Annotated in this window: 19 protein-coding genes; 4 read left to right on the top strand and 15 right to left on the bottom strand. The window is 42.8% G+C overall.

Features of this window, described 5'->3' with window-relative positions; translation table 11 throughout:
- Nucleotides 1-93: 93 nt before the first annotated feature.
- From Ga0466249_RS00990 to Ga0466249_RS00955, 8 genes are all read right to left on the bottom strand, one after another.
- Nucleotides 94-1,098 carry an isocitrate/isopropylmalate dehydrogenase family protein gene (locus Ga0466249_RS00990; RefSeq protein ID WP_215827570.1) on the bottom strand — a complete coding sequence of 335 codons (1,005 nt, stop codon included), beginning with the start codon at nt 1,096-1,098 and terminating at the stop codon, nt 94-96.
- A 1-nt stretch (nt 1,099) separates the two neighbouring features.
- On the bottom strand, nt 1,100-3,043 hold the full coding sequence (locus tag Ga0466249_RS00985) for an aconitate hydratase (RefSeq protein ID WP_312889677.1): 1,944 nt from the start codon (nt 3,041-3,043) through the stop codon (nt 1,100-1,102).
- 26 nt (nt 3,044-3,069) lie between these two features.
- Nucleotides 3,070-4,206: a homocitrate synthase gene (gene nifV / locus Ga0466249_RS00980; protein WP_215827568.1), complete on the bottom strand. Its 1,137-nt coding sequence runs from the start codon at nt 4,204-4,206 to the stop codon at nt 3,070-3,072.
- A gap of 269 nt (nt 4,207-4,475) precedes the next feature.
- Nucleotides 4,476-5,519, bottom strand: a complete 1,044-nt coding sequence (locus tag Ga0466249_RS00975) for a 2-hydroxyacid dehydrogenase (protein ID WP_215827567.1) — start codon at nt 5,517-5,519, stop codon at nt 4,476-4,478.
- A 12-nt stretch (nt 5,520-5,531) separates the two neighbouring features.
- Complete coding sequence (locus Ga0466249_RS00970; protein ID WP_215827566.1) at nt 5,532-6,383, bottom strand: class II fructose-bisphosphate aldolase; 852 nt, start codon at nt 6,381-6,383, stop codon at nt 5,532-5,534.
- Between the two features lie 17 nt (nt 6,384-6,400).
- Nucleotides 6,401-7,159 carry a 3-oxoacyl-ACP reductase family protein gene (locus Ga0466249_RS00965; RefSeq protein ID WP_215827565.1) on the bottom strand — a complete coding sequence of 253 codons (759 nt, stop codon included), beginning with the start codon at nt 7,157-7,159 and terminating at the stop codon, nt 6,401-6,403.
- Between the two features lie 18 nt (nt 7,160-7,177).
- Nucleotides 7,178-8,689, bottom strand: a complete 1,512-nt coding sequence (locus tag Ga0466249_RS00960; protein ID WP_215827564.1) for an FGGY-family carbohydrate kinase — start codon at nt 8,687-8,689, stop codon at nt 7,178-7,180.
- A gap of 21 nt (nt 8,690-8,710) precedes the next feature.
- Complete coding sequence (locus tag Ga0466249_RS00955) at nt 8,711-9,964, bottom strand: PTS galactitol transporter subunit IIC (protein WP_215827563.1); 1,254 nt, start codon at nt 9,962-9,964, stop codon at nt 8,711-8,713.
- 491 nt (nt 9,965-10,455) lie between these two features.
- Between Ga0466249_RS00955 and Ga0466249_RS00950 the strand changes: the two genes are divergently transcribed.
- Both Ga0466249_RS00950 and Ga0466249_RS00945 read left to right on the top strand, forming a co-directional pair.
- On the top strand, nt 10,456-11,166 hold the full coding sequence (locus tag Ga0466249_RS00950) for a LexA family protein (RefSeq protein WP_215827562.1): 711 nt from the start codon (nt 10,456-10,458) through the stop codon (nt 11,164-11,166).
- Between the two features lie 254 nt (nt 11,167-11,420).
- A complete protein-coding gene (locus Ga0466249_RS00945) occupies nt 11,421-11,675 on the top strand; it encodes a hypothetical protein (protein ID WP_215827561.1) in 255 nt (84 codons plus the stop codon).
- Between the two features lie 242 nt (nt 11,676-11,917).
- Here the strand turns inward: Ga0466249_RS00945 and Ga0466249_RS00940 are convergent, their stop codons facing one another.
- From Ga0466249_RS00940 to Ga0466249_RS00920, 5 genes are all read right to left on the bottom strand, one after another.
- A complete protein-coding gene (locus Ga0466249_RS00940; protein ID WP_215827560.1) occupies nt 11,918-12,199 on the bottom strand; it encodes an HD-GYP domain-containing protein in 282 nt (93 codons plus the stop codon).
- A 37-nt stretch (nt 12,200-12,236) separates the two neighbouring features.
- Entirely contained in the window at nt 12,237-12,476 is a 240-nt protein-coding gene (locus Ga0466249_RS00935; RefSeq protein WP_215827559.1) for a hypothetical protein, read from the bottom strand.
- A gap of 95 nt (nt 12,477-12,571) precedes the next feature.
- Complete coding sequence (locus Ga0466249_RS00930) at nt 12,572-13,507, bottom strand: alpha/beta hydrolase (RefSeq protein WP_215827558.1); 936 nt, start codon at nt 13,505-13,507, stop codon at nt 12,572-12,574.
- Nucleotides 13,508-13,717: 210 nt separating this feature from the next.
- Nucleotides 13,718-14,677, bottom strand: a complete 960-nt coding sequence (locus Ga0466249_RS00925) for a CHAP domain-containing protein (protein WP_215827557.1) — start codon at nt 14,675-14,677, stop codon at nt 13,718-13,720.
- An 87-nt stretch (nt 14,678-14,764) separates the two neighbouring features.
- The gene (locus Ga0466249_RS00920) at nt 14,765-15,661 is read right to left on the bottom strand and encodes an AraC family transcriptional regulator (protein ID WP_215827556.1); all 897 of its coding nucleotides are present in this window, start codon (nt 15,659-15,661) and stop codon (nt 14,765-14,767) included.
- 217 nt (nt 15,662-15,878) lie between these two features.
- Between Ga0466249_RS00920 and yicI the strand changes: the two genes are divergently transcribed.
- On the top strand, nt 15,879-18,209 hold the full coding sequence (gene yicI, locus Ga0466249_RS00915) for an alpha-xylosidase (RefSeq protein ID WP_215827555.1): 2,331 nt from the start codon (nt 15,879-15,881) through the stop codon (nt 18,207-18,209).
- 50 nt (nt 18,210-18,259) lie between these two features.
- A complete protein-coding gene (locus Ga0466249_RS00910) occupies nt 18,260-19,594 on the top strand; it encodes a glycoside-pentoside-hexuronide (GPH):cation symporter (RefSeq protein ID WP_215827554.1) in 1,335 nt (444 codons plus the stop codon).
- 131 nt (nt 19,595-19,725) lie between these two features.
- Here the strand turns inward: Ga0466249_RS00910 and Ga0466249_RS00905 are convergent, their stop codons facing one another.
- Together Ga0466249_RS00905 and Ga0466249_RS00900 are read right to left on the bottom strand one after the other, a co-directional pair.
- Entirely contained in the window at nt 19,726-20,487 is a 762-nt protein-coding gene (locus tag Ga0466249_RS00905; protein WP_215827553.1) for a transposase, read from the bottom strand.
- 84 nt (nt 20,488-20,571) lie between these two features.
- A complete protein-coding gene (locus Ga0466249_RS00900) occupies nt 20,572-21,462 on the bottom strand; it encodes a Cof-type HAD-IIB family hydrolase (RefSeq protein ID WP_215827552.1) in 891 nt (296 codons plus the stop codon).
- Between the last annotated feature and the right edge of the window lie 20 nt (nt 21,463-21,482).

Genomic DNA, 21,482 nt, shown 5'->3' with positions numbered 1-21,482 from the left:
AGTTCGTCTTTGCAACTACACGTTAGCTAATTCCCGTCAGTTTCGCTAGTTGCGAAGTATTCACAGTAGAACCAAAAAGCTCAAATTCTTCATTCAATCTGCTTCAGCAATCAACTGGCAGAGTGACTCTGTAAAATGGCTCGTCGTGGCCGTCCCCCCCAAATCAGCTGTCAAATCTCGCTGTTCACGCAAGGTCTGTTCTACTGCCGCCGCAATCTTATTTGCCGGATCACTCTGGCCGATATGGCGCAAGAGTAACACCCCTGACAGAATGGCCGCGATCGGATTGGCTAGATTCTTCCCGGCCAAATCCGGAGCACTGCCGTGAACAGCCTCAAATACCGCGCCGTTCGCTCCAATGTTCGCGCCAGGCGCCATTCCCAGCCCCCCCACAAGACCGCTGCACAAATCCGATACAATATCACCATACAGATTCGGCAACACAAGAACATCATAATTTTCCGGATGAAGGACCAGATTCATGCACATGGCATCAACAATGCAGTTGTGAAAGGGAATGTCCTCATAACGCTGGGCAATTTTTTCACAACTGCGAAGAAACAGTCCATCACTCAGCTTCATAATATTTGCCTTATGAACGGCCGTGACATCGTGACGCTGATGTTCCCGGACATAATCAAAAGCAAATTGTGCAATACGCTCGGATGCAGAGGCTGTGATCAATTTAATACTTTCAGCCGCAACATCGCCAATGGCATGTTCTATGCCTGCATACAAATCTTCTGTATTTTCGCGAACAATCACCAAATCAACATCCGTAAACCGCGAGGGTATTCCGGCAAAACTTTTGACAGGCCGGACATTCGCGTAAAGATTCAGCGTTTGCCTAAGCGCCACATTGACACTGCGAAACCCTTTGCCAACGGGTGTCGTCACAGGCCCTTTGAGAGCAAAACGGTTGGCCTGAATCGTCGCCAGTGCTTCATCAGGCAGCACCGCTCCGGTATTTTTTAGTGCCGCAGCACCAATTTCAACTGTTTCCCATTCAATATCCGCGCCTGCCGCTGCCAATACTTCCACAGCCGCAGCCGTCACTTCCGGTCCAATACCATCGCCGGGAATCAAGGTAATTTTCATCTTATTGCCGCCTTTCATGACAGTTTTTTGTATAGGAAAGCAGGCCGCCTGCCATCAAAATGTCTTTCAGCCGCTCTGTTGGCGCAGCAATTTTCACCTGAATCGTTACTTGTTGCGTACGATCGGTTAATTCCAGGATATCACCATGTTTCACCTGATCATGCAAATGATCCAAGCTAAGCTGATCGTTCGCCTGAAGAACATCATAATCTTCGGGACGGACAAAAACGAGGGGTAAAATACCCGAATTAATCAGATTCGCCACATGAATACGCGCAAAAGAACGGGCAACGACCCCTTTGACCCCTAAATACAGCGGAACCAAGGCCGCGTGTTCACGGCTTGATCCCTGACCATAATTCTCACCAGCGACCAAAAACCCTCCGCCTTGTTTTGCAGCTCGCGCAGGAAAATCCGGATCAATGGGCGTCAAACAATGCTTGGATAAGGCCGGAATATTCGAGCGAAGCGGCAGCAGCCAGGCTGGCGACGGCATAATATCATCCGTCGTAATGTTGTTACCCATTTTAAGAAGAATGGAACCTGTCAGCTCATCAGGCAAAGCATGATTCTGTGGGAAAGGTTTGATGTTCGGACCCCGTTTAATGGCACCCTCACTGCCATCCACAACCGGGGGAATGATCAGATTATCATGAATCATAAAAGCATCCGGCATTTGTACTGAAATCGGCGCTAACTGCATTGTCCGTGGATCGGTAATGTGGCCCGTGATAGCGGAAATAGCCGCAACTTCCGGACTGCATAAGTATATTTCAGCATTCGCCGTACCGCTCCTGCCGTGGAAATTCCGGTTAAACGTCCGGAGTGACACGCCTTCTGTCGCCGGAGCCTGCCCCATACCAATGCAAGGTCCGCAAGCGCATTCCAGAATCCGGGCTCCGGCCTCAATCATATCCGTCAGCGCACCTGTTTCACTTAGCATCGTCAAAACCTGTTTAGACCCCGGTGAAATAACCAGACTCACACCTGGATGAACGGTGTGATGCTTTAAAATTTCCGCAACCTTCATCATATCCGTATAAGAAGAATTGGTACAGCTTCCGATACATACCTGATTCACCGCAGTCGGCGGTAGTGTTGCCAATTGTACGACCTGATCCGGACTGTGCGGGCAGGCCACAAGCGGTTCGATTTCATTCAAATTGATTGATATTACCTGTGCATACACCGCATCAGCATCAGCCTTAAGTTCCTGCCAGTCGTCCGCGCGCCCCTGAGCCTGCAAAAAAGCATAAGTATTGTGGTCACTCGGGAAAATCGAAGTCGTAGCTCCCAATTCGGCCCCCATGTTGGTAATCGTGGCCCGCTCCGGTACAGACAGCGTCTCCACGCCCTCTCCGCTGTATTCAAAAACCTTCCCGACGCCGCCCTTCACAGTCAGACGCCGCAAGAGTTCCAAAATAATATCTTTCGCTGACGACCAGGCAGGAAGCGAACCTGTCAAACGGACATTCACAATTTCCGGCATAGTCAAATAATAAGCGCCGCCGCCCATCGCCACCGCCACATCCAGTCCGCCAGCTCCCATCGCAAGCATGCCCATACCTCCACAAGTCGGTGTATGACTGTCTGAACCTAAGAGCGTATCCCCCGGAATGCTAAACCGCTCCAGATTCACTTGATGACAAATTCCATTGCCAGGGCGGGAAAAATAAATCCCGTATTTCGCTGCCACACTTTGAATATAAGCATGATCATCAGCATTCTCGTACCCCACTTGCAGTGTATTGTGATCAATATAAGCCACAGACCGCTTGGTTTGAACCCGATCTACTCCCAGCGCCTCCAATTGCAAATAAGCCATGGTTCCCGTAGAATCCTGCGTGAGCGTATGATCAATTTTAATCGCCAATTCCTGTCCCATAGTCAAACTGCCACTCACTTTGTGGTGCTGTAAAATTTTCTCCGTCAAACTTTTTCCCACTGTCCTCATTCCCCTCTCCTCAGATGTTAAGCAAAAAGTTCCTGATAAAGCGTCCTTAATTCCTGTTCAAACAAAGTTCGTTTCAGTTCAATCGACAAATGGCGAATTTTTTCCAATAATAAACTCGCTTGTTCGTCACTCACAGCTAAACCAAATTCATCAAATTTTCGTTTAATCGCTGCCTTGCCTGAATGTTTGCCAATGATAATCTGACGAACCAAACCGACTTCCTCTGGATCAAAGGCTTCATAAGTACGGGAATTCTTAATGGCCCCGTCCACATGAATCCCTGATTCATGAAAAAACATATTTTTTCCGACAATCGGTTTTGACACAGGCAACTTACGATTCGAAGCACTCGCGACATACTGGCACAATTTCAAAAAGCCTTTCGACTGAATAGGCATGTCATAGTCAAGTAAATGCGTTAACGCCATTGCAACCTCTTCTAACGCCGCATTGCCTGCCCTTTCCCCCAAGCCGTTCACAGTCACACCGACATAACGCGCTCCGGCACGAATCCCCGCCAGCGCATTAGCAGTAGCCATGCCAAAATCATTATGTGTATGCATTTCCACATCAATCGGAACCTTCGTTATTAACCGTTTGACCTTGTCATACGTTTGAAAAGGGTCCAGAACGCCCACCGTGTCACAGTAACGCAGCCGATTCGCCCCCGCATCCAAAGCCGCCTGAGCAAACTGGTGAAGGAATGCCTCATTGGAACGCGAAGCATCTTCGGCATTCACGGAAATATAAACACCCTGTGATTTGGCATATTCCACCGCTTGAACCATTTGTTCCAGCACTCTTTCCCGTGAAGACTGCAACTTATATTGAATATGGATATCTGATGTTGAGATGGAGATAGCCACCGCATCCACACCGCAGTCAATCGATGTCTGAATATCCTCAACAACTGCACGGTTCCACGCCATAATACTGGCCTTTAAATTCGCTTTCACAATACTTTTGAGCGCTGCTTTCTCATCCCCGCCCATAACTGGAATGCCTGCCTCAATTTGCTGAACGCCCAATTCGTCCAGCATTTTAGCTATGGCTAGCTTTTCATGATTTGCAAAAACCACGCCAGCCGTTTGCTCGCCATCACGCAAAGTCGTATCCACCATAAAAATTTCCCGCTTGCCTGGTTCCGTTGACATGATCCTCGCCTCCATTACGTATTCATGTATCGTCGTATTAATGTATTTAAGTATACGTTTATTATACATTAAAACAAATATTAAGCAACCGTTTTATTTCCCAAAAATGAAAAAATAATTACAAAGCACAAAAAAAACACCGCAATACAAACATTGTTTTGTTTATATTACAGTGATAAATAACAATTAAAAGTGATTTGTCCATTCACACAACACATATTCTATTTTAGTCACAAATAAGATTACCTTGAGATTTCTGATTTTTTTGTTTACAATACTGGCGTTATCCCGTTTACACTAGGTAAATTAGCATTTTTTAAAAGAACCTTTTCGATAATTCCTGCCATCAATTTGGGGCTATTTGTAAAAGCTTCCCGCGTCGAACCCGCTATATGGGACGTAAGGGTAATATTGTCCAGTCCAAGTATTTCGTCATCTGTTAAAAGCGGTTCCACATCAAATACATCCAGTGCAGCACCCCTAATCTGTTTCGCTTTTAAGGCCTTAATTAAACTGTGCTGATCTATTAAACCAGAACGGGCCGTATTCACGATAACCGCTGTCTTTTTCATCAGGGATATTTGTTCTGCCCCGATTAAATGATAGGTATCCTCGGTTAATCTGGCATTCACACTGATAATATCCGCTTGCTGCAAAAGTTCATTTAAGCTGACTATTTTAATCTGATCCAACCCTTTTTCTTTGATATATGGATCGTAGGCCAGTATATTACAGCCAAACGCCTGTAAGTAACCGGCTATCAGCTTACCAACATGCCCGAGTCCTACAATACCCACATTCTTATGATAAAGTTCGGGAATGGACCCGCTGTTTGGAAACTCTTTCATCCATATTCCTTTTTGTAACGCCGCATGCGAACGAGCAATATTGCGAACTTCCGCAAGAATCATGCCTACCGTAAATTCTGCTACAGCCCTGGCATTTCTTCCTACGTTATTCAACACCGCAATATTTCTGCCAGCCGCATAGTCACAATCGACATTCTCCACACCGCCCCGCAATACACCGATCATCTTCAGCTTCCCTGCTTTAGCAATTAAGCTCTGAGCTACAGGAGCAAACTGGACAATGAGTATATCAAACTGCTCCATACCGGCTGTCAATTCATCCGGCAGTTTTACAGCTTCCGGCCCCTGTTGCTCCACGATCAAATTATCCTTTTGAAGAGCTTCTAAATTCTCATGCTTCCATTCTCTTACGGTAATATCCACCCCGTATTTTGTAAGGCTTGTCAACCCGTTTTGCATGACATCTGCTGGAATAAACATATCCCCAATAGCCAATAACTTCATGTCTTTCTCCCCCTATGCCCGATTTGCTGAAAACAGCATATCGATTTTTTTTACGATTACTTCCCTTAAAGATGCCCGGGCAAAATAAAATAACTCATCAGGCAGCGGATCGATTCTTTTTTGTGTTTGCACAGCTTGTGTTACGCCCTTTAGTAAGGCAATACGCAAGTCCGCGTATAAGTTTACCTTCGTAATACCGTTAATAATCGCCTCTTGCACTTGATCAACAGGTGTCCCCGACCCACCATGCAAAACAAGCGGCACCGGACTTATCTGATTGATTGCTTGTAATCGGGTAATATTGAGCTTAGGTTCAGATGTGTATACCCCATGGGCGGTACCAATCGACACTGCCAACGCATCAACCTTGGTTTTATTCACAAAATCCAAAACTTCACTGGGTTCCGTCAGCATGGTTTCGCTGGCTTCAATCCCATCCAGTTCTTTTCCAGCAACATGCCCTAATTCAGCTTCGACATCAACGCCTCTGGCATGGGCGTAATCGACAATCTTTTTGGTGTTCATCACATTTTCGTCAAAGGACAGCATCGAGCCATCGTACATCACCGATGTAAAACCATAATTAATCGCCTGTTTAATGATCTCAAAATTGGTGGCATGATCTAAATGCAGCACGACCGGCTGCGCATATTGGTCGGCAACACCTTTGACAACAGAGGCGATATAATCTATGCCTCTTGCCGCTAAATCACGTTCCAAAGCCATTAATATGACAGGTGATCTTTTTTCTTCCGTCGTATCCAAAATAGTTTTTACCATAATGTCTTCTACACAATCCATAGCAGGAACAGCATAATACTGTTCTCTGGCTGGAATAAGTACGTCTTTCAATCCAACTAGCATAGAAAATCTCTCCTTTATTATCTCATTAACATGCCGCCGGTAGCATCAACCGTCGCCCCGGTAATATAGCCGGCTGCATCAGAAACCATAAACGTAACTATCGAAGCAATATCCTCCGGCATAGCAATTCTGCCGATGGGAATTCTCTGCAAATAATAATCGCGGTTTGTTGCCAGCGCTTGCTGGGTCATGTCAGTTGCCACCAAACCTAAAGCAACAGCATTGACATTTATGTGATATTTAGCAAGCTCTCTAGCCATGGATACAGTCAATGAAACAACGCCTGCTTTACTTGCTGCATAATGTGCATGCCCAGTTGTCGCTCCATGGAAAGCCGCTTGTGATGTTATATTGCATATTTTTCCGCCCTGTTCTCCAGCAATGGCTTTCTTTAGAAACGCCTGACTTGTCAAAAACACCGCTGTCAAATTAACATCCACTGTTTTTTTCCATTCTTCCAGACTGATATTCTGCAACCAATTTTTTGGCCAAACACCACCATTATTGACCAATATGTCCAACCGCCCCAACTGCCCGGCAGCCTCATCAATCAGTCGTGCACAATCGACGGCATTTCCCAGATCAGCTTGGATGGCAATCGCTGTAACTCCCTTGTCTGTTAATTCTTTTACCAAATTCTCAGCTGCCTTAGCACTACGATGATAATTGATGGCAATGTTCACTTTCTCATCCGCTAATGCTAAGGCAATTCCTTTACCAACACCGCGTGACCCGCCGGTTATTACAGCACATTTTCCTGCCAATTTTAAATTCATTTCCAACCTTCCCCTCGTTTATAACTGTTGCCAAATAGGAGTTAACGCGCTGATCGTTTCCTGGTATAACTGATATTTTCTTAGATAGATTTTTTGATGATCCGTATTCGGGAAACAAGTGTAAGCCACATGAACCATCGAATCAGCCGCCAAATGAAACGATTTAAAATCACCCGTAGCAATGCCTGCGCAAATAGCCGCCCCTAGCGCACCCAATTCCGTCCCGTTCGTCACTTCTATTGGTATTTGCAGAACATCGGCGAATATTTGAACCCAGACTTTAGAACGGGCCGCTCCACCGGCAATACGTATAGCTTTAGGTTTTTCGCGGTATGCCAATAATTTGTCAATATGTGCCTTATGACAGAAAACAACGCCCTCGTACAAGGCTCGTAATACATGTGCTTTCGTATGCCAGCCATTCAAACCGACGAAACAAGCCTTAGCAGCCGCGTCAACATTGTTACCGAATAAGAAAGGTAAGAAAATAATATTGGCCTCTTCCGGCCTAGTCGTAGCCAATAACTCATTAACATAGTCGAAAACCCCTGGACTCTCCTTTACCTCCGTTATGTTTGCTTCCCGCATAAATTGAGTCACAAACCATTCTAAATTGCTGGCGGAAGTTGCACTGGCCTCCGTTGTCAGCCAATACCCTTCCATACAATAGAGGGAAGTCATAAATAAATTTTTGGAGACAATTGGCTTTTTGCTGATATATTCATTGATACTCCAGGTACCTGCGATCATGCACAGCTTGTCATCATCCGTAATTCCCGTGGCAATGGCTGAAGCATCAATATCGAACAATCCCCCCGCAACAGGTGTCCCAGCATTCAAGCCTGTTAACGCGGCTGCCTGCGGCGTAACGAACCCGCAAATTTCAGCCGAATATTTAAGCGACGGAAGCTTAGCAAACACTTTTTCTAAGCCAAATCTTTTTAATAACGTTTCATCATATTTTACATCTCTGACATTCATTAAATTGGTACCGGACATATCGGTAATTTCCGCATAAGCCTGACCCGTGAAACAGTATCTTATATAATCTTTGCACATAAAAATCCACTTGGTTTTTTCCAATACTTCCGGCTGATGGTCCCTAAACCATGCTAATAAGGCAACAGGCTGCCCGGCCCAAATAGACTGCATCGTTTTGGGTAATACCGCATCAAACGTCCCGTCAGCATACCACTGAGTTACATAGTCCTTGGCCCGTGTATCTGTGGAAATAATACCATAGTATGCAGGCCGTCCGGCCTCATCCACCAGATACATGCCATTGCCATGTCCCGTTGTTGCAATACCTGCAATGTCCTTGGCATCAATCTGTGCTTTGGCTATTACTTCTTTTATCGACCGCACATTCGCCTGCCACAGCTCGTCCATATCACGCTCTGTAAATCCGGGCTGCGGCATGAGCATCTCCGTTTTGCAGCTTGAAACTGCAAGTTCATGGCCTTTCAAATCATAAATCGCGGCTTTGGACATGGTCCCGCCATTATCGATTCCCAGCAAATATTTAGCCATAACAACACCCCTCATCCTTTATTATGAAAACAATAGGGATAATCTGATTAAGATCCAGCCTAACGGTGTTGTAGCGCCGCCAACCATATTGGCCATCTCACTAGAACCCTTAGGCATGGCTACATTGGCAATTTGGGCAGCTTGCGTATAATAAGCCGCAATATCACTGCCAGCATATAAAACCAACGTAATAACAACCAAGCCCGTTATAAAAATCCTCACCATATTTTTTTTACAATACGGTGCCGTCATGGGAATTAAGAAAACCAGCGAAGCAAGGTCAACAAACGGCAATACCCGGTTTCCCGGCAACAATACTGCCAATACCAGAGCCGCCGGTATCATCAGCAGTCCCGTAGCCAGTACGGCCGGATCACCAATCAACAAAGCCGTATCTAATCCGATATAAAATTCTCTGTTAGGAAAACGTTGTTTTAGAGCCACTTCTGCGGCATCTCTCACCGTAATTAACCCTTCGACTAATACATTAATCATGGCCGGCAACAGAACCATCACTGCCGCCACTTTCACCCCTAATACGACAACCTGTGATGCATTCCATCCGGCACATAGGCCCAGTATTATTCCAAGCAAGGTCCCCAGGGTTAGCGGCTCACCCATTACACCAAATTTTTTGTTGATATTTTCCGGATCGGCGTGAATGTTCCTCAGCCCCGGAACCTTCTCAATTATCCAGTTAACCGCGATCCCGACAGGAACATAAATAGCGGATGTCGCATGTGCAAAGGAAACGCCTTTCAGGTCATAGGCCTCCTGAATTTTCGGAGCTGTCCAATCAGCAATAAATAAAGCGATGACAAAACTGATCCAGGCACCCAGCGTAGCAATCATTACATTAGCTGTTGCCGCATAAATGACCCCGCCGGTTAGCAAAAAGTGCCAGTAATTAAAAACATCGATATTCACTGTTTTGGTAAGATTCAGCATCAAAAAAAGAATATTAATGGCTAATGCGCCAAAAACCACCATGGGTACAATAGGCGAACCCCAGCCAATCGTAGCACCTACCGGCCAACCTGGATCAAAAACAGTAAGACTCAAACCAAATCTTTTTACCATCGCCTCTGCTGCCGGTCCCAGACTGTTCAGCAGCAATCCAATGACCAGACTGATACCCTCAAACCCAATACCCACAAGCATTCCGGCCTTAAAAGCTTTTCCTACTTTCACCCCGCAGGCCAAAGCTAAAATAAAAAAAATCACCGGCATCATGACAGAAGGTCCCAACCCAATGAAAACCTTAATATAAACCATTTTTCCCCTCCTCAAAATTCTGCCAACGCATCACGTACCTGTTGCGTTTCTTTTCGTCCAATATTGAAGCGAACTGCTTTCTGCGCTATAATGGAAATAAATTGTAGTCTATTTTAGGAAAATAATTTCCAATTGTTATTTTTCAAATTTTCTGATTTTAACGGTTAAATTACCTACATCTTTATTCAGTCTACAGAGGTCTTAACAAGAGGCCCCTTGTTAACCTCTCTGCAACTAACCCATCACCTTCTCTTTTTTAAATCACTCTACAATTGTTGTAATCAACCAGCATGTAATCGTTTTTTCTTCTCTACTAAAAATCGTGATCCAAATTATCGTGACTTATTGCAGGCCTGTTCTTGCACAACAGGTCAGAGCGATTTTGTACAGTTAAAATTTTAATTGCACTTTTATTTTAAGGTAATATTACCTCGTAGTCAAGTACTAAATGTAATTTTACCTTAAAATAAAAAGCATTTTGAGGTGTTTGTATGTCATTTAACGATCGTCTAAAATATCTAATAAATAAAAGTGGCCTAACACATAAAGAAATCGAAGAAAATACGGGCGTCAAAAATATCAGCCATTATAAATCAGGCAACGTAAAACCTTCTTATGATGCCATTATCGCCTTAGCTGACTTTTTCGGCGTAACAACCGACTGGCTGCTAAAAGGTACCGGCCCTGCCCCAGAGAACAAGAACGTGATTCCCGTGTTCGATATCATCCCGGCAAACACCGACACATTGGAACACAATCTTACAGAGTCCTTTATTGATTTTCCGCTGGAATTTGAGGCGGATTTTGCCTGCCAAATTAATCAGGACAATATGAAGCTGATTGGCATCAACAAAGGAGATCTGGCTTTCTTTTGCAAAACCGAAACTCCCCAGCCCGGCCAGATCATTGCCACACATAAAATCAACGAAACAGGAGTGCTGACGCTTCATTTTTTAGCCCAAAAAAATAGCCAAGCGATACTTCGCTCAGCTAATCTGAATCATGAAGATATTCCATTGACCGGAGAGGATGTCCTTGACGGCGTCTTAATTGCCTTGCTAAAAAAAGGCGTTTCCTCGCTCGACGATTATGAAAAGTGGTCCGACGTCATCCTGCTTGCTAATCAAAATAACATTTCTCCGGCCTTCGTTAAACAATTTCTCGAACAGCAAATCAAAATGTCCAAGACCCTCCCGAAATAGGTAAAAGATGTTTATGATTCCATAAATTACATATAACGTAATTCAAAGCAAAAAGGATACAACAATCGGAACCTTTGTCACTAGCCGTTTAGAATAATATACTAAATCGCAGAGCGTTTAAATGATGCGAATCACCTACGTCATTATATTCCATCATCAAAAAACCACAGCAGCACATTCAAAATTAAGTTTACATTGTGACAATAACACCGCTTGATGTATAATAAAATTATATATAGGATGGAGGTTCTACGATGGAAGAACTTTTACAGCAAATATTGGATGGGCAAGCTCAGATTATAAAAAGATTAAATAACATTGAAAATTCTATGGTAACAAAAGATATGTTTCATCATTCTATGACAGAAGGTCAAAAAGATATTATTGCAATGTTGGAAACAGCTGCTACCAAAGATTCTATCGCGGATCTTAAAGCTAGTATCCAAGTTATAAATAACCGACTATTTGATCAAGAAACTAAATTACAAAAACTAGAAATCGTAAAATAATACTATTCCAAAAGTGGTAACTTCATTCTACACGAAGGTTGCTTTATGAGCTATTTTCTTTTGTTGCACTTCATTTTACAATCCAAGTTATATAAAAATAACAGGAGGGTGTTAAAACTTTCGTTTCAGCACCCTCCTGTTATTTTTATTCGGCCTTTATCTATCTCGTCTCGAGCTAAGCTCCCACGCAATTATGATTTCCCTATGCTTTCATTGCAATAGAAGCAGTAACAATATCTGGGTCAAATTGAATCCCTTTTTATTTGTCGCGCTTTTTCTTTCGTTAGTGCTTTACGGTAGACCCGATTCGAAATCATGGTTTCATATGCATTGGCAATGCTTAATATTCGTGCATATAATGGGATTTCTTTACCCCCCTTTCCAGTTGGATAACCACCACCATTAAATTTTTCATGACGATAAAAAATTGCTTCTGCTATATCGTGAAATTCAGGCAAATCTTTCACTATAGAAAATCCGATCTCTGAATGCCTTCCCATGATTTTTAACTCATTCTCAGTCAATCTTCCAGGTTGGACTCAGAGGGACGGTTCTAACGATTCAGGCCTTTGCAACCACACTTTGGCTAATTCCCGTCAGTCTTGCTATTTGTCGAGTCGATATTCCTGCTATCTTTTTTATTTTTCTTAAAAATTCATCTCGCTCCACGTTCTCCATATGCTGCAGTTCAATTGGTCTCATTATACCTACATACTCTTGTACGGCTATTTTTAATTCTTGATCTGTCAGCCGTTTCCGATCATTCGCTTCAATACAATTATCCTCTACTTGTTCCTTCATAAGCTGCTTAAAACAAGCAACAGCTTTTTCCGGCTCATTTGCAATTCTAGCACATCTTTCTTATTGACTCAATAGAACCGTCCCCGTGATTTCCTTTATTTATTCCCATCCATTGAGATTTGCTTTATAAAATCCGTTATTGCTGGAATTAATGGTGCAGCTAGTGGCCTTATCGGATCACTATAAGAATTAATGTTGGATTGAATATCGTTTGGAACAAATTTCAATATATGATTCATCCCGTCTATTATAACAAGCTTTGCATTGGGATTTGCAAGTTGCAGAGATTTCGCGTCTGCAACTTGCAATTGCAAATCACGTGTTCCTTGAATCAAAAGGATGGGAATTTTGACTTTACTGATTTCTGTACTAGGATTATAACGAAATTCTGATATCAAAAACGGTTGAACACTAGAACGAAACAGACTCTGTAAGGCCGGGTCATTTACCTTCACGCGGGTTCCCTGTTCTAATTTTGTAATAATGTCAGCGCTAGCTTGGTAGAGCTGCGGTTGCCGTTCGGAGATTTGCCGTAAAATTATTTTTTGAAGCGGATAACCTGGGCCAGCTAAAGAAATTAGCCCATCAATTGGCTGTTGTTGTGCCACCAATATGCCAACAAACGCCCCTTCACTGTGGCCAGCAATAATTACTGATGAAAAACGTTTATCTTGACGTAATTTAGTTACCAAGGCATTGGCATCTTGTACATAATCCTCAATAACTACATCTTTTTCCTTTATATTAAAAATACTTTTGCCGATTCCTCGCTTATCATATCGCAATGAAGCAATTCCTTGCTGTGCTAAATTATCTGCTAACATTTTTAAATTGTTTGGCGTAAGGCCAAAAGGATTGTTACCATCTCGATCAGTTGGCCCTGATCCCGCGATTATCAATAATACGGGGCAAGGTTCTGTTGTTTCAGGTAACTCCAACGTACCTTTTAAGATACCTTGTGCCATTGGCAATTCAACTGATTCTTCATGGAAAGATTGACCAAAAGCTTTTTCATTTACTGGAAATATCATGAATGTTAGTATTCCCAGTAATATGATCCAATTAGTTTTCCTCAAAATTGACTCCACGCTCCTTTACTTTCTTGAAATTTTTTAATCAAATTCTAGGTTTTCTTTAGACAATCATTATTTCCTTTTTTTGCATAACATGCACATCTTTTTTTATTAATCAATTAAAAAGATGGATTTATATAAAAAGCGTCCCTAACCAATAGCTAATAACTATTCTGCAAGGTATTCAATTCTTACGGGCCATATATAACCCATAAAATGAAAGCCATTCTTATCAGTTAACGTTAAGTCATTTATTTGCAAAATTTCTGTTAATGGATATAAATCACCGGCTCGAGAGTTAACAACAATTTGATCATTCCTGATCTCACGTACAATTCCGACCTTGACTTTATGTGTTTCTGGATTATCTCTAATGATTAATGCACCTACTCGGACATCTTGCGGTGTAGTTCTGGTAATCCATCCAGCCGCTTGTGCATGAATGATCCAAGTTTCCACGTTACCTCTCCAATTTACGCCAGGTTCAGGAGCTATTTTATCAAATTCTTTAAGCATATAGGTAGGAGCCCAATATTCCAAAAAATGTTTATAGCGAGGCTCTTTCATTTTCATTTGTTCTGTATAAGATATTTGGTATTTTGCCGGGTCTTTATCATAGTCTGTTTGGCGAACGGGCCAAATATAGCCCATAAATTTGCGAGTATCCATTTTTATAATGTCATCATATTTTATCGCTCTAATCGTTGTTTTTCCCCAACCTTCTGTTACGTCAGAAGAATAGTTTATTCCACCAAATGAATAAGTACGCTTTCCAACTGTCTTACCTACATTATTCTCCTCTACTATAATACGATCTGACAAGACTGCTCGTACAATAGCAACATGTCCTCCATCCCTATTAAAGCCTTGCCATTCTGCAATAGCACCTATCATGACATCTCTAGCCATAAGTTTTGTCACCCACCCTGCTTTGTTAGCATGTAAAACCCAATCATAGTTCCCATCTAACCAGTTAACGCCAGGTTGTGGTGCAATCTTTTCAAATTCCTGAGCCGCGTATTTAGCACAGATACCATCTGGTAACTGGTGCCAATCAGCAGCATCAACCGTTATTGCTGAAAAACATAAATATAGAATTAAAATGCTAAAGTAAATTTTACGTTGCATAGATCTCCCTCCTTCTAACTGAACTCGACTCAAGGGGACGGTTCTAGTGATTCACAAGTGAATCACTGGAACCGTCTTTTTTTGCTATTAATTCAGTTTTTGCCGCAACACTTGTTTCGTATTGCGGTATTCAAGCGGCGTACATCTCATTCGTTTTTTAAAGAGACTGTCAAAATAGCTAAGATTATCAAAACCAACGCTCATGGATATTTCCAGGACATTATGATTTGTTTCCTTTAATAGCTGAGCAGCAGTATTAATTCTATAGGCATTGATATATTCAATAGGCGTTTGTCGCATCATCTTCTTGAAAAGTCGGCAAAAATGTCCTTCACTCATGCTTATTTGTTCACAAAGACTTTTAATCACAATTTTCCGACTATAATTTGTGTGGATATAATTGAGAACTTTTTTCATTTGCTCGGATTTATAATTGTTCACCAGCGAGTCATCGGCCTGCATTCCATGATTATTTTTCACAAACTCGGACAATATCAGTAACAGCCTGGCCTTTACCGTTAGTTCATACCCAAGGGGAATAGTCGCACAAACGTTAAGAATGGATGACAAATGGTGGATAATCCTTCTTTCCCAGTCGCTCCGGCCTGCTATAAAGTTCGGCAATACGTAGTGCCTTTTTATGAACGGATCAATAAATTTAATTTGCAGGTTATCGCAAGAATTACTGCTAAGAATAACCGGATCAAAAACGACCGCCCGATAAATACAGGGCGAGTTATTATGAGAATAACCGGCATGAATGCTGCTTCCATCGACAAAAATAGCTTGACCGGCATGTACTTCATAATAAGAGGTCTCAATTTGAAAAAGGGCCTGTCCTGCTGTTACCATAAGAAACTCCCATTCATCATGCCAGTGGCAATCCAGAATTTTATCCCCGCGCTGACAAATCATTGTATAGGTTCCGAGCGGAAACATCACACTGCCATGGACCCGATTTTCCTTTAAACCCAGCTTATCCAACTCTACCACTCCTCCCATTAAAGAGAATGCTGCTCTGCCCGGAAATTAATAAAATCAGAAATATCAAAATTGTGTTATAAGTAATCAATATAATGCAAGAGTACCTTACAGATTATACCTATAATATAAATTATAGTAACACTATTGAAAAAATTAATAAAGTGAAAAAAGCTGTAAAAATGATTGCGATTTTAAAAACAATAAGGAGGAAAACTACATGAAAATTAGTGATGGTAATTGGCTAATACAGGAGAATTTGACGATTATAAACCCGACCTGTATCCATGATATACAGATAAACGCTCGCGAATTGCTGGTCTATATTGGAGCAGGCGATGTGACTGCCCGGGAAAATCAATTGGACGTTCCTTTGTTTACCCTGCGCTTGTTCTCACCGCAGTCCGGTGTCATTGGTGTTCGTTTGGAACATTTTAAGGGTATTTATCCGACAACGCCGAATTTTGCCGTAACCCAGGACAGCCATGCTATGGTAACCTGCCGTGAAACATCAGAGGGAGTAATGCTACAAAGCAGTGAACTTGCGGTATGCATTAAAAAATCCCGTCCATGGCAAATTGATTTTCTGCATGCCGACAAACTTATTACCGGTAGCGAATTCAAAGCAGCGGGATACGCCAAAGATATTCATACTGGACAAACATATATGTTTGAACGCTTGAATTTAGGCGTGGGCGAAACAGTCTACGGTCTAGGCGAACGTTTTTCCGCTTTTGTGAAAAACGGACAAACTGTAGAAACCTGGAACCGTGATGGCGGCACCAGTACGGAACAAGCCTACAAAAACATTCCCTTTTATTTGACTAACCACGGTTATGGTGTGTTTGTTAACCATCCCGAGCCGGTGTCCTTTGAAGTAGGTTCGGAAAAAGTATCTAAAGTCCAATTTAGTGTAGCCGGAGAAGCGTTAGAGTATTATGTCATTGATGGTCCTACTCCTAAGCAGGTGCTTGACCGCTATACCCGCTTAACGGGCCGACCAGCCCTGCCGCCGGCCTGGTCCTTTGGCCTGTGGCTGACCACATCATTTACCACGAATTATGATGAAGCCACGGTCAACCGTTTTATTACCGGTATGCAAGAACGTTCGCTACCATTACATGTATTTCATTTTGACTGTTTTTGGATGAAAGCCTTTCATTGGTGTGATTTCCAATGGGACGCTGCGGCTTTTCCCGATCCAGAAGGCATGCTGACGCGATTAAAAAATAAAGGTTTAAAGATTTGTGTCTGGATTAACCCCTATATCAGCCAACAATCCGCTCTATTCAAAGAAGGCATGGAAAACGGATATTTGCTAAAAAATCAGCAGAAACAAGTCTGGCAATGGGATAAATGGCAACCAGGGCAAGGCATCATTGATTTCACCAATCCGGCCGCCTGCAAGTGGTTTCGCAGTCATCTGTGCCGCCTGATTGATATGGGGGTGGACTGTTTTAAGACCGATTTCGGTGAACGAATTCCCACTGATGTAATTTACTATGATGGTTCTGATCCACAAAAAATGCACAATTATTATTCATACTTATTTAATAAGACAGTGTTTAACGTATTGCAGGAGAAGAAAGGAGCAAGCGATGCCGTAGTATTTGCCCGGTCGGCTACCGTCGGCAGTCAGAGTTTCCCCGTGCACTGGGGCGGCGACTGTTCAGGCACTTACGAATCCATGGCCGAAAGCCTGCGCGGCGGATTGTCACTGGGATTATCCGGCTTTGGTTTTTGGAGTCATGATATCGGCGGTTTCGAAACTACAGCACCGTCCCATGTCTATAAGCGTTGGTGCGCCTTTGGCCTGCTGTCCAGTCATAGCCGGTTACACGGCAGCAAATCCTACCGGGTGCCTTGGCTATTCGATGAGGAGGCCGTTGACGTTTTACGGTTTTTCACCAACTGGAAATGCCGTCTCATGCCTTACCTTTACGATATAGCGGCCACAGCGGCCGAGCGTGGGCTACCTGTCCTGCGGGCAATGCTTCTAGAATTTCCCGGCGACCACAGTTGTGAGTATTTAGACAGGCAGTATATGCTGGGAGATTCCATTTTAGTCGCACCGATCTTCAGTGAAGACGGAAATGTCGCCCTATATTTGCCGAAAGGCTGCTGGACACACTTGCTTACTGGCGAACAAGTCCAGGGCGGAACCTGGCGGGAAGAACATCATGATTTTATGAGCCTGCCCATCTATATAAGGGAAAATACCCTGCTGGCAATTGGTAGTAACGATCAACGACCCGATTATGATTACACGGCCAATGTCGAACTGCACTTGTTTGCTTTATCAGACGGAAAAACCGCGTTGGCGACAGTACGCGATCTTCAAGGAAAAATTGCCTTGACAGCCAGCATAACCAGAAAAGGCAACCAGTTACAAGTAAATCTAGCGGGTTTAACCCGACCTTGCTCTTTATTGCTGCGAAATATGGCACAGCCGGTCACTGCAACGATCAGCGACATGATCGCCAGCCAGGAAAAGCTCGGTGTACGGGTTTTTATAAAACCTGGCAGCCAACAATTCCAGCTGAATTTTTAATCAGCCGACAACAAGCACCGTCATAATAAAACGATGGGAGAAGATGGATCATGAACATTCTATCGCGCAAAGAAAAAATTGGTTATGGACTGGGTGATGCCGCCAGTCATATTGTTTTCGATAATGTAATGTTATACATGATGTTTTTCTACACCGATATTTTTGGTATCCCCGCTGCCTTTGTAGGCACAATGTTCCTGATGGCGCGTGGCCTAGATGCCATTTCTGACCCAATTATGGGATTGATTGCTGATCGTACGAAAACCCGCTGGGGACAGTTCAGGCCCTATCTGTTAATCGGAGCCATTCCTTTCGGCCTGTCTTGTATATTAGTATACAGCACACCGGATTTCGGCCTGCATGGCAAAATGATATTTGCCGCCATTACCTATACACTGTTAATGTTGCTATATACGATGGTCAACATTCCTTATTGCGCATTAGGCGGCGTCATTACCGCCGAGCCGGTACAGCGTATGTCTTTGCAATCATACCGGTTCGTATTAGCAACAGCCGGCGGTATGCTGAGCACCGTGTTGATGACGCCATTGGCACAACTTATCGGCGGCAATGACCGCGCCTGGGGATATCAAGGCGGCATCGCCGTATTAGCCACTCTAGCAGGCATCATGCTACTGGTATGCTTTTCCCTTACCAAAGAAAGAGTAGCCAATCCAGAACCAAGCAAATCCAGTATGCGAAAAGATCTTCGTAATATTGTACACAATGATCAGTGGCGAATCGTAGGGGTACTGACGCTGCTCAATATCATGGCTGTATCTATCCGTGGCGGCTCTATGATGTACTATGTAACTTATATACTCGGTAATGCCAGTTATTTCACCGCTTTTCTGGCTACTTATTCGGTAGGCAACCTGCTGGGCAGCGCCTTGGCGAAACCAGTAACCGATCATATTTGCAAAGTTACGGTATTTTACTGGACCAACCTGACCCTGGCCATACTCAGCTTAGGAATGTTCTTCATCCCGATGAACACCGCAATCATCATGTTTGTTTTCATCTTTATTATTGGCATCTTGCATCAGTTGATTACTCCCATTCAATGGGTTATGATGTCCGATACCGTGGAATACGGTGAATGGAAATATGGCAAACGCTTGACAGGCATTAGTTTTGCCGGCACGTTGTTCGTACTTAAGCTGGGGTTGGCTCTTGGTGGAGCCCTTATTGGCTGGATGCTGGCCGGTGTAGATTATCAAGCCGGAGCGGCAACGCAAGCTCCCCTTACCTTACAAGGAATCGTTGCCCTCTTTACGATCGTACCGGCTCTTACCTATTTTATCAGTGCCTTTATCAGCCGTTCTTACACGCTGCGTAGCGACTTTATGAACAAGATCCTGATTGAACTAAAACTGAATTCGTAATATACTCAGCCCCTTTACGCAGAACTAACTTAGCAGAATGTCTAACTAAAACAGGACAATGTTGAAACTTTCGTTTCAGCACTGTCCTGTTTTATTGTAAAGAACGAACTCACGGGGACGGTTCTAACGATTCAGGCCTTTGCAACCACACTTTGGCTAATTCCCGTCAGTCTTGCTATTTGTCGAGTCGATATTCCTGCTATTTTTTTTATTTTCCTTAAAAATTCATCTCGCATCACTTTCTCCATATGCTGCAGTTCAATTGGTCTCATAATACCTACATATTCTTGTATGGCTATTTTTAATTCTTGATCTGTCAGCCGTTTCCGATCATTCGCTTCAATACAATTATCCTCTACTTGTTCCTTCATAAACTGCTTAAAACAAGCAACAGCTTTTTCTCGTTCATTTGCAAATATCCCAAAGATAAATTCTCTATCAACGATCCGGCTATGGTCAATATATTCGCCATAGCTGCTCCATTTAAACTCTCTCAAATTTTTTACTTCTCCCGATTTTATCGGGTTTTGATGAATATACCGCAATACAGCAAGCAAGTATTCCTCCGTTTCCACCACTTCACTTCTGAACCGATCTTGAAATAAATGTCCACTTCGATCATACTTCCGGTTGTACCAGCTTACATAGCTTACACCAATTTTTTTCATAACTTGGTCGATACTTTCTTTTCCTTCTTTGAGCAGAATATGTACATGATTGTCCATTAGACAATAACCATATATTTCATACCCACAAATCCCTTTATAATGTTGCAAACAGCTAATAAATTTTTCCCTGTCTTCCTCTTCTTCAAATAGTATCTGTTTGTTAATTCCCCGCAAAACAATATGATAGTTCCCGCTTTGACTCTTTTGACGCGCTTGTCTAGGCATCGAAATCACCTCATAAACACATTCTATCACAGCTTTCTTGTTGACTCAATAGAACCGTCCCCGTGATTTCGTGATTTTAGCCAATCAGCCTCTTTCAACAATTGATTGGTTAGGACTAAACTCATCAAGCATCTTATTTACAATATATGCCACCCCGTTAAGGTCATTAGATAAAGATACATGCTTACAAATCTTTTTCACTTCGTCCTCGGCATTCCCGATAGCAACACTAATGCCAACCCTTTCTAACATGGAAATATCATTATAGTTATCTCCGATGGCCATGATCTCTTCCATAGGAATTCTTAAATGCTGACTGAGATGTTCCAGCGCATTCCCCTTCGACACAGAAGTATGAATCATTTCAAAGATATCCTTACCTGCCACAGTCATCGAAAGGTATGGATAAGTATTAAAATACTCCCTTCCCATTCGTAATTTGTCTTGATCAAAAGTAATGGATGTTATACTACCGAAAGTCAAGTCCTGCTCCAAAATATCATTCATTTGATTAATTACAGTTCTGCCATCCATGGACTGATAAATTTTAATTGCTTCGCGTACCCGCTCTTCGGTTACTTGGAAAATAAGATGTTTTGCAGTTTTATAATCGTTAAGAAAGAGTTCATTTGTATTTGCAGGGATAAAAGAATGTCTATCCGTACATAAATTATAAAAATAATTGTTAGTCGACAGCCATGTTAGTGCATCTTTTACATGACTCTTGTTGATTCCGATACCTAAAATTCTTTCCCCTTCTTTTGTATATACAAAAGCACCGTGATTAGAAATAATATAAGGGTTAAGTCCCACTCTCTGGCATAATGCTAGAGCATTGCCATAGGTTCGACCTGTGGCAATAGCAATTTCTATTCCTTTGTTCTGGGCTGCTAATAGTGCTTCAACATTTTCCATGCTGATTTCCCGTCTTGAATTGAGTAATGTCCCATCCATATCCGTTACTATTAATCTCAAACTATCACCTTCAATATTAA

This window comes from Pelorhabdus rhamnosifermentans, assembly GCF_018835585.1.
Lineage (GTDB): Bacteria > Bacillota > Negativicutes > UMGS1260 > UMGS1260 > Pelorhabdus > Pelorhabdus rhamnosifermentans.
Note: the sequence above shows the minus strand (reverse complement) of the source record. Positions and strands in the feature narration are given on the sequence as shown.

What these genes read in the sequence shown, in the direction of transcription:
- Ga0466249_RS00990 (WP_215827570.1), bottom strand. Translation starts at nt 1,098, where the DNA reads ATGAAAATTACCTTGATTCCCGGCGATGGTATTGGACCGGAAGTGACG.
- nifV (WP_215827568.1), bottom strand. Translation starts at nt 4,206, where the DNA reads ATGTCAACGGAACCAGGCAAGCGGGAAATTTTTATGGTGGATACGACT.
- Ga0466249_RS00975 (WP_215827567.1), bottom strand. Translation starts at nt 5,519, where the DNA reads ATGAAGTTATTGGCTATTGGGGATATGTTTATTCCAGCAGATGTCATG.
- Ga0466249_RS00970 (WP_215827566.1), bottom strand. Translation starts at nt 6,383, where the DNA reads ATGCTAGTTGGATTGAAAGACGTACTTATTCCAGCCAGAGAACAGTAT.
- Ga0466249_RS00965 (WP_215827565.1), bottom strand. Translation starts at nt 7,159, where the DNA reads ATGAATTTAAAATTGGCAGGAAAATGTGCTGTAATAACCGGCGGGTCA.
- Ga0466249_RS00960 (WP_215827564.1), bottom strand. Translation starts at nt 8,689, where the DNA reads ATGGCTAAATATTTGCTGGGAATCGATAATGGCGGGACCATGTCCAAA.
- Ga0466249_RS00955 (WP_215827563.1), bottom strand. Translation starts at nt 9,964, where the DNA reads ATGGTTTATATTAAGGTTTTCATTGGGTTGGGACCTTCTGTCATGATG.
- Ga0466249_RS00950 (WP_215827562.1), top strand. Translation starts at nt 10,456, where the DNA reads ATGTCATTTAACGATCGTCTAAAATATCTAATAAATAAAAGTGGCCTA.
- Ga0466249_RS00945 (WP_215827561.1), top strand. Translation starts at nt 11,421, where the DNA reads ATGGAAGAACTTTTACAGCAAATATTGGATGGGCAAGCTCAGATTATA.
- Ga0466249_RS00935 (WP_215827559.1), bottom strand. Translation starts at nt 12,476, where the DNA reads ATGAAGGAACAAGTAGAGGATAATTGTATTGAAGCGAATGATCGGAAA.
- Ga0466249_RS00930 (WP_215827558.1), bottom strand. Translation starts at nt 13,507, where the DNA reads ATGATATTTCCAGTAAATGAAAAAGCTTTTGGTCAATCTTTCCATGAA.
- Ga0466249_RS00925 (WP_215827557.1), bottom strand. Translation starts at nt 14,677, where the DNA reads ATGCAACGTAAAATTTACTTTAGCATTTTAATTCTATATTTATGTTTT.
- yicI (WP_215827555.1), top strand. Translation starts at nt 15,879, where the DNA reads ATGAAAATTAGTGATGGTAATTGGCTAATACAGGAGAATTTGACGATT.
- Ga0466249_RS00910 (WP_215827554.1), top strand. Translation starts at nt 18,260, where the DNA reads ATGAACATTCTATCGCGCAAAGAAAAAATTGGTTATGGACTGGGTGAT.
- Ga0466249_RS00905 (WP_215827553.1), bottom strand. Translation starts at nt 20,487, where the DNA reads ATGCCTAGACAAGCGCGTCAAAAGAGTCAAAGCGGGAACTATCATATT.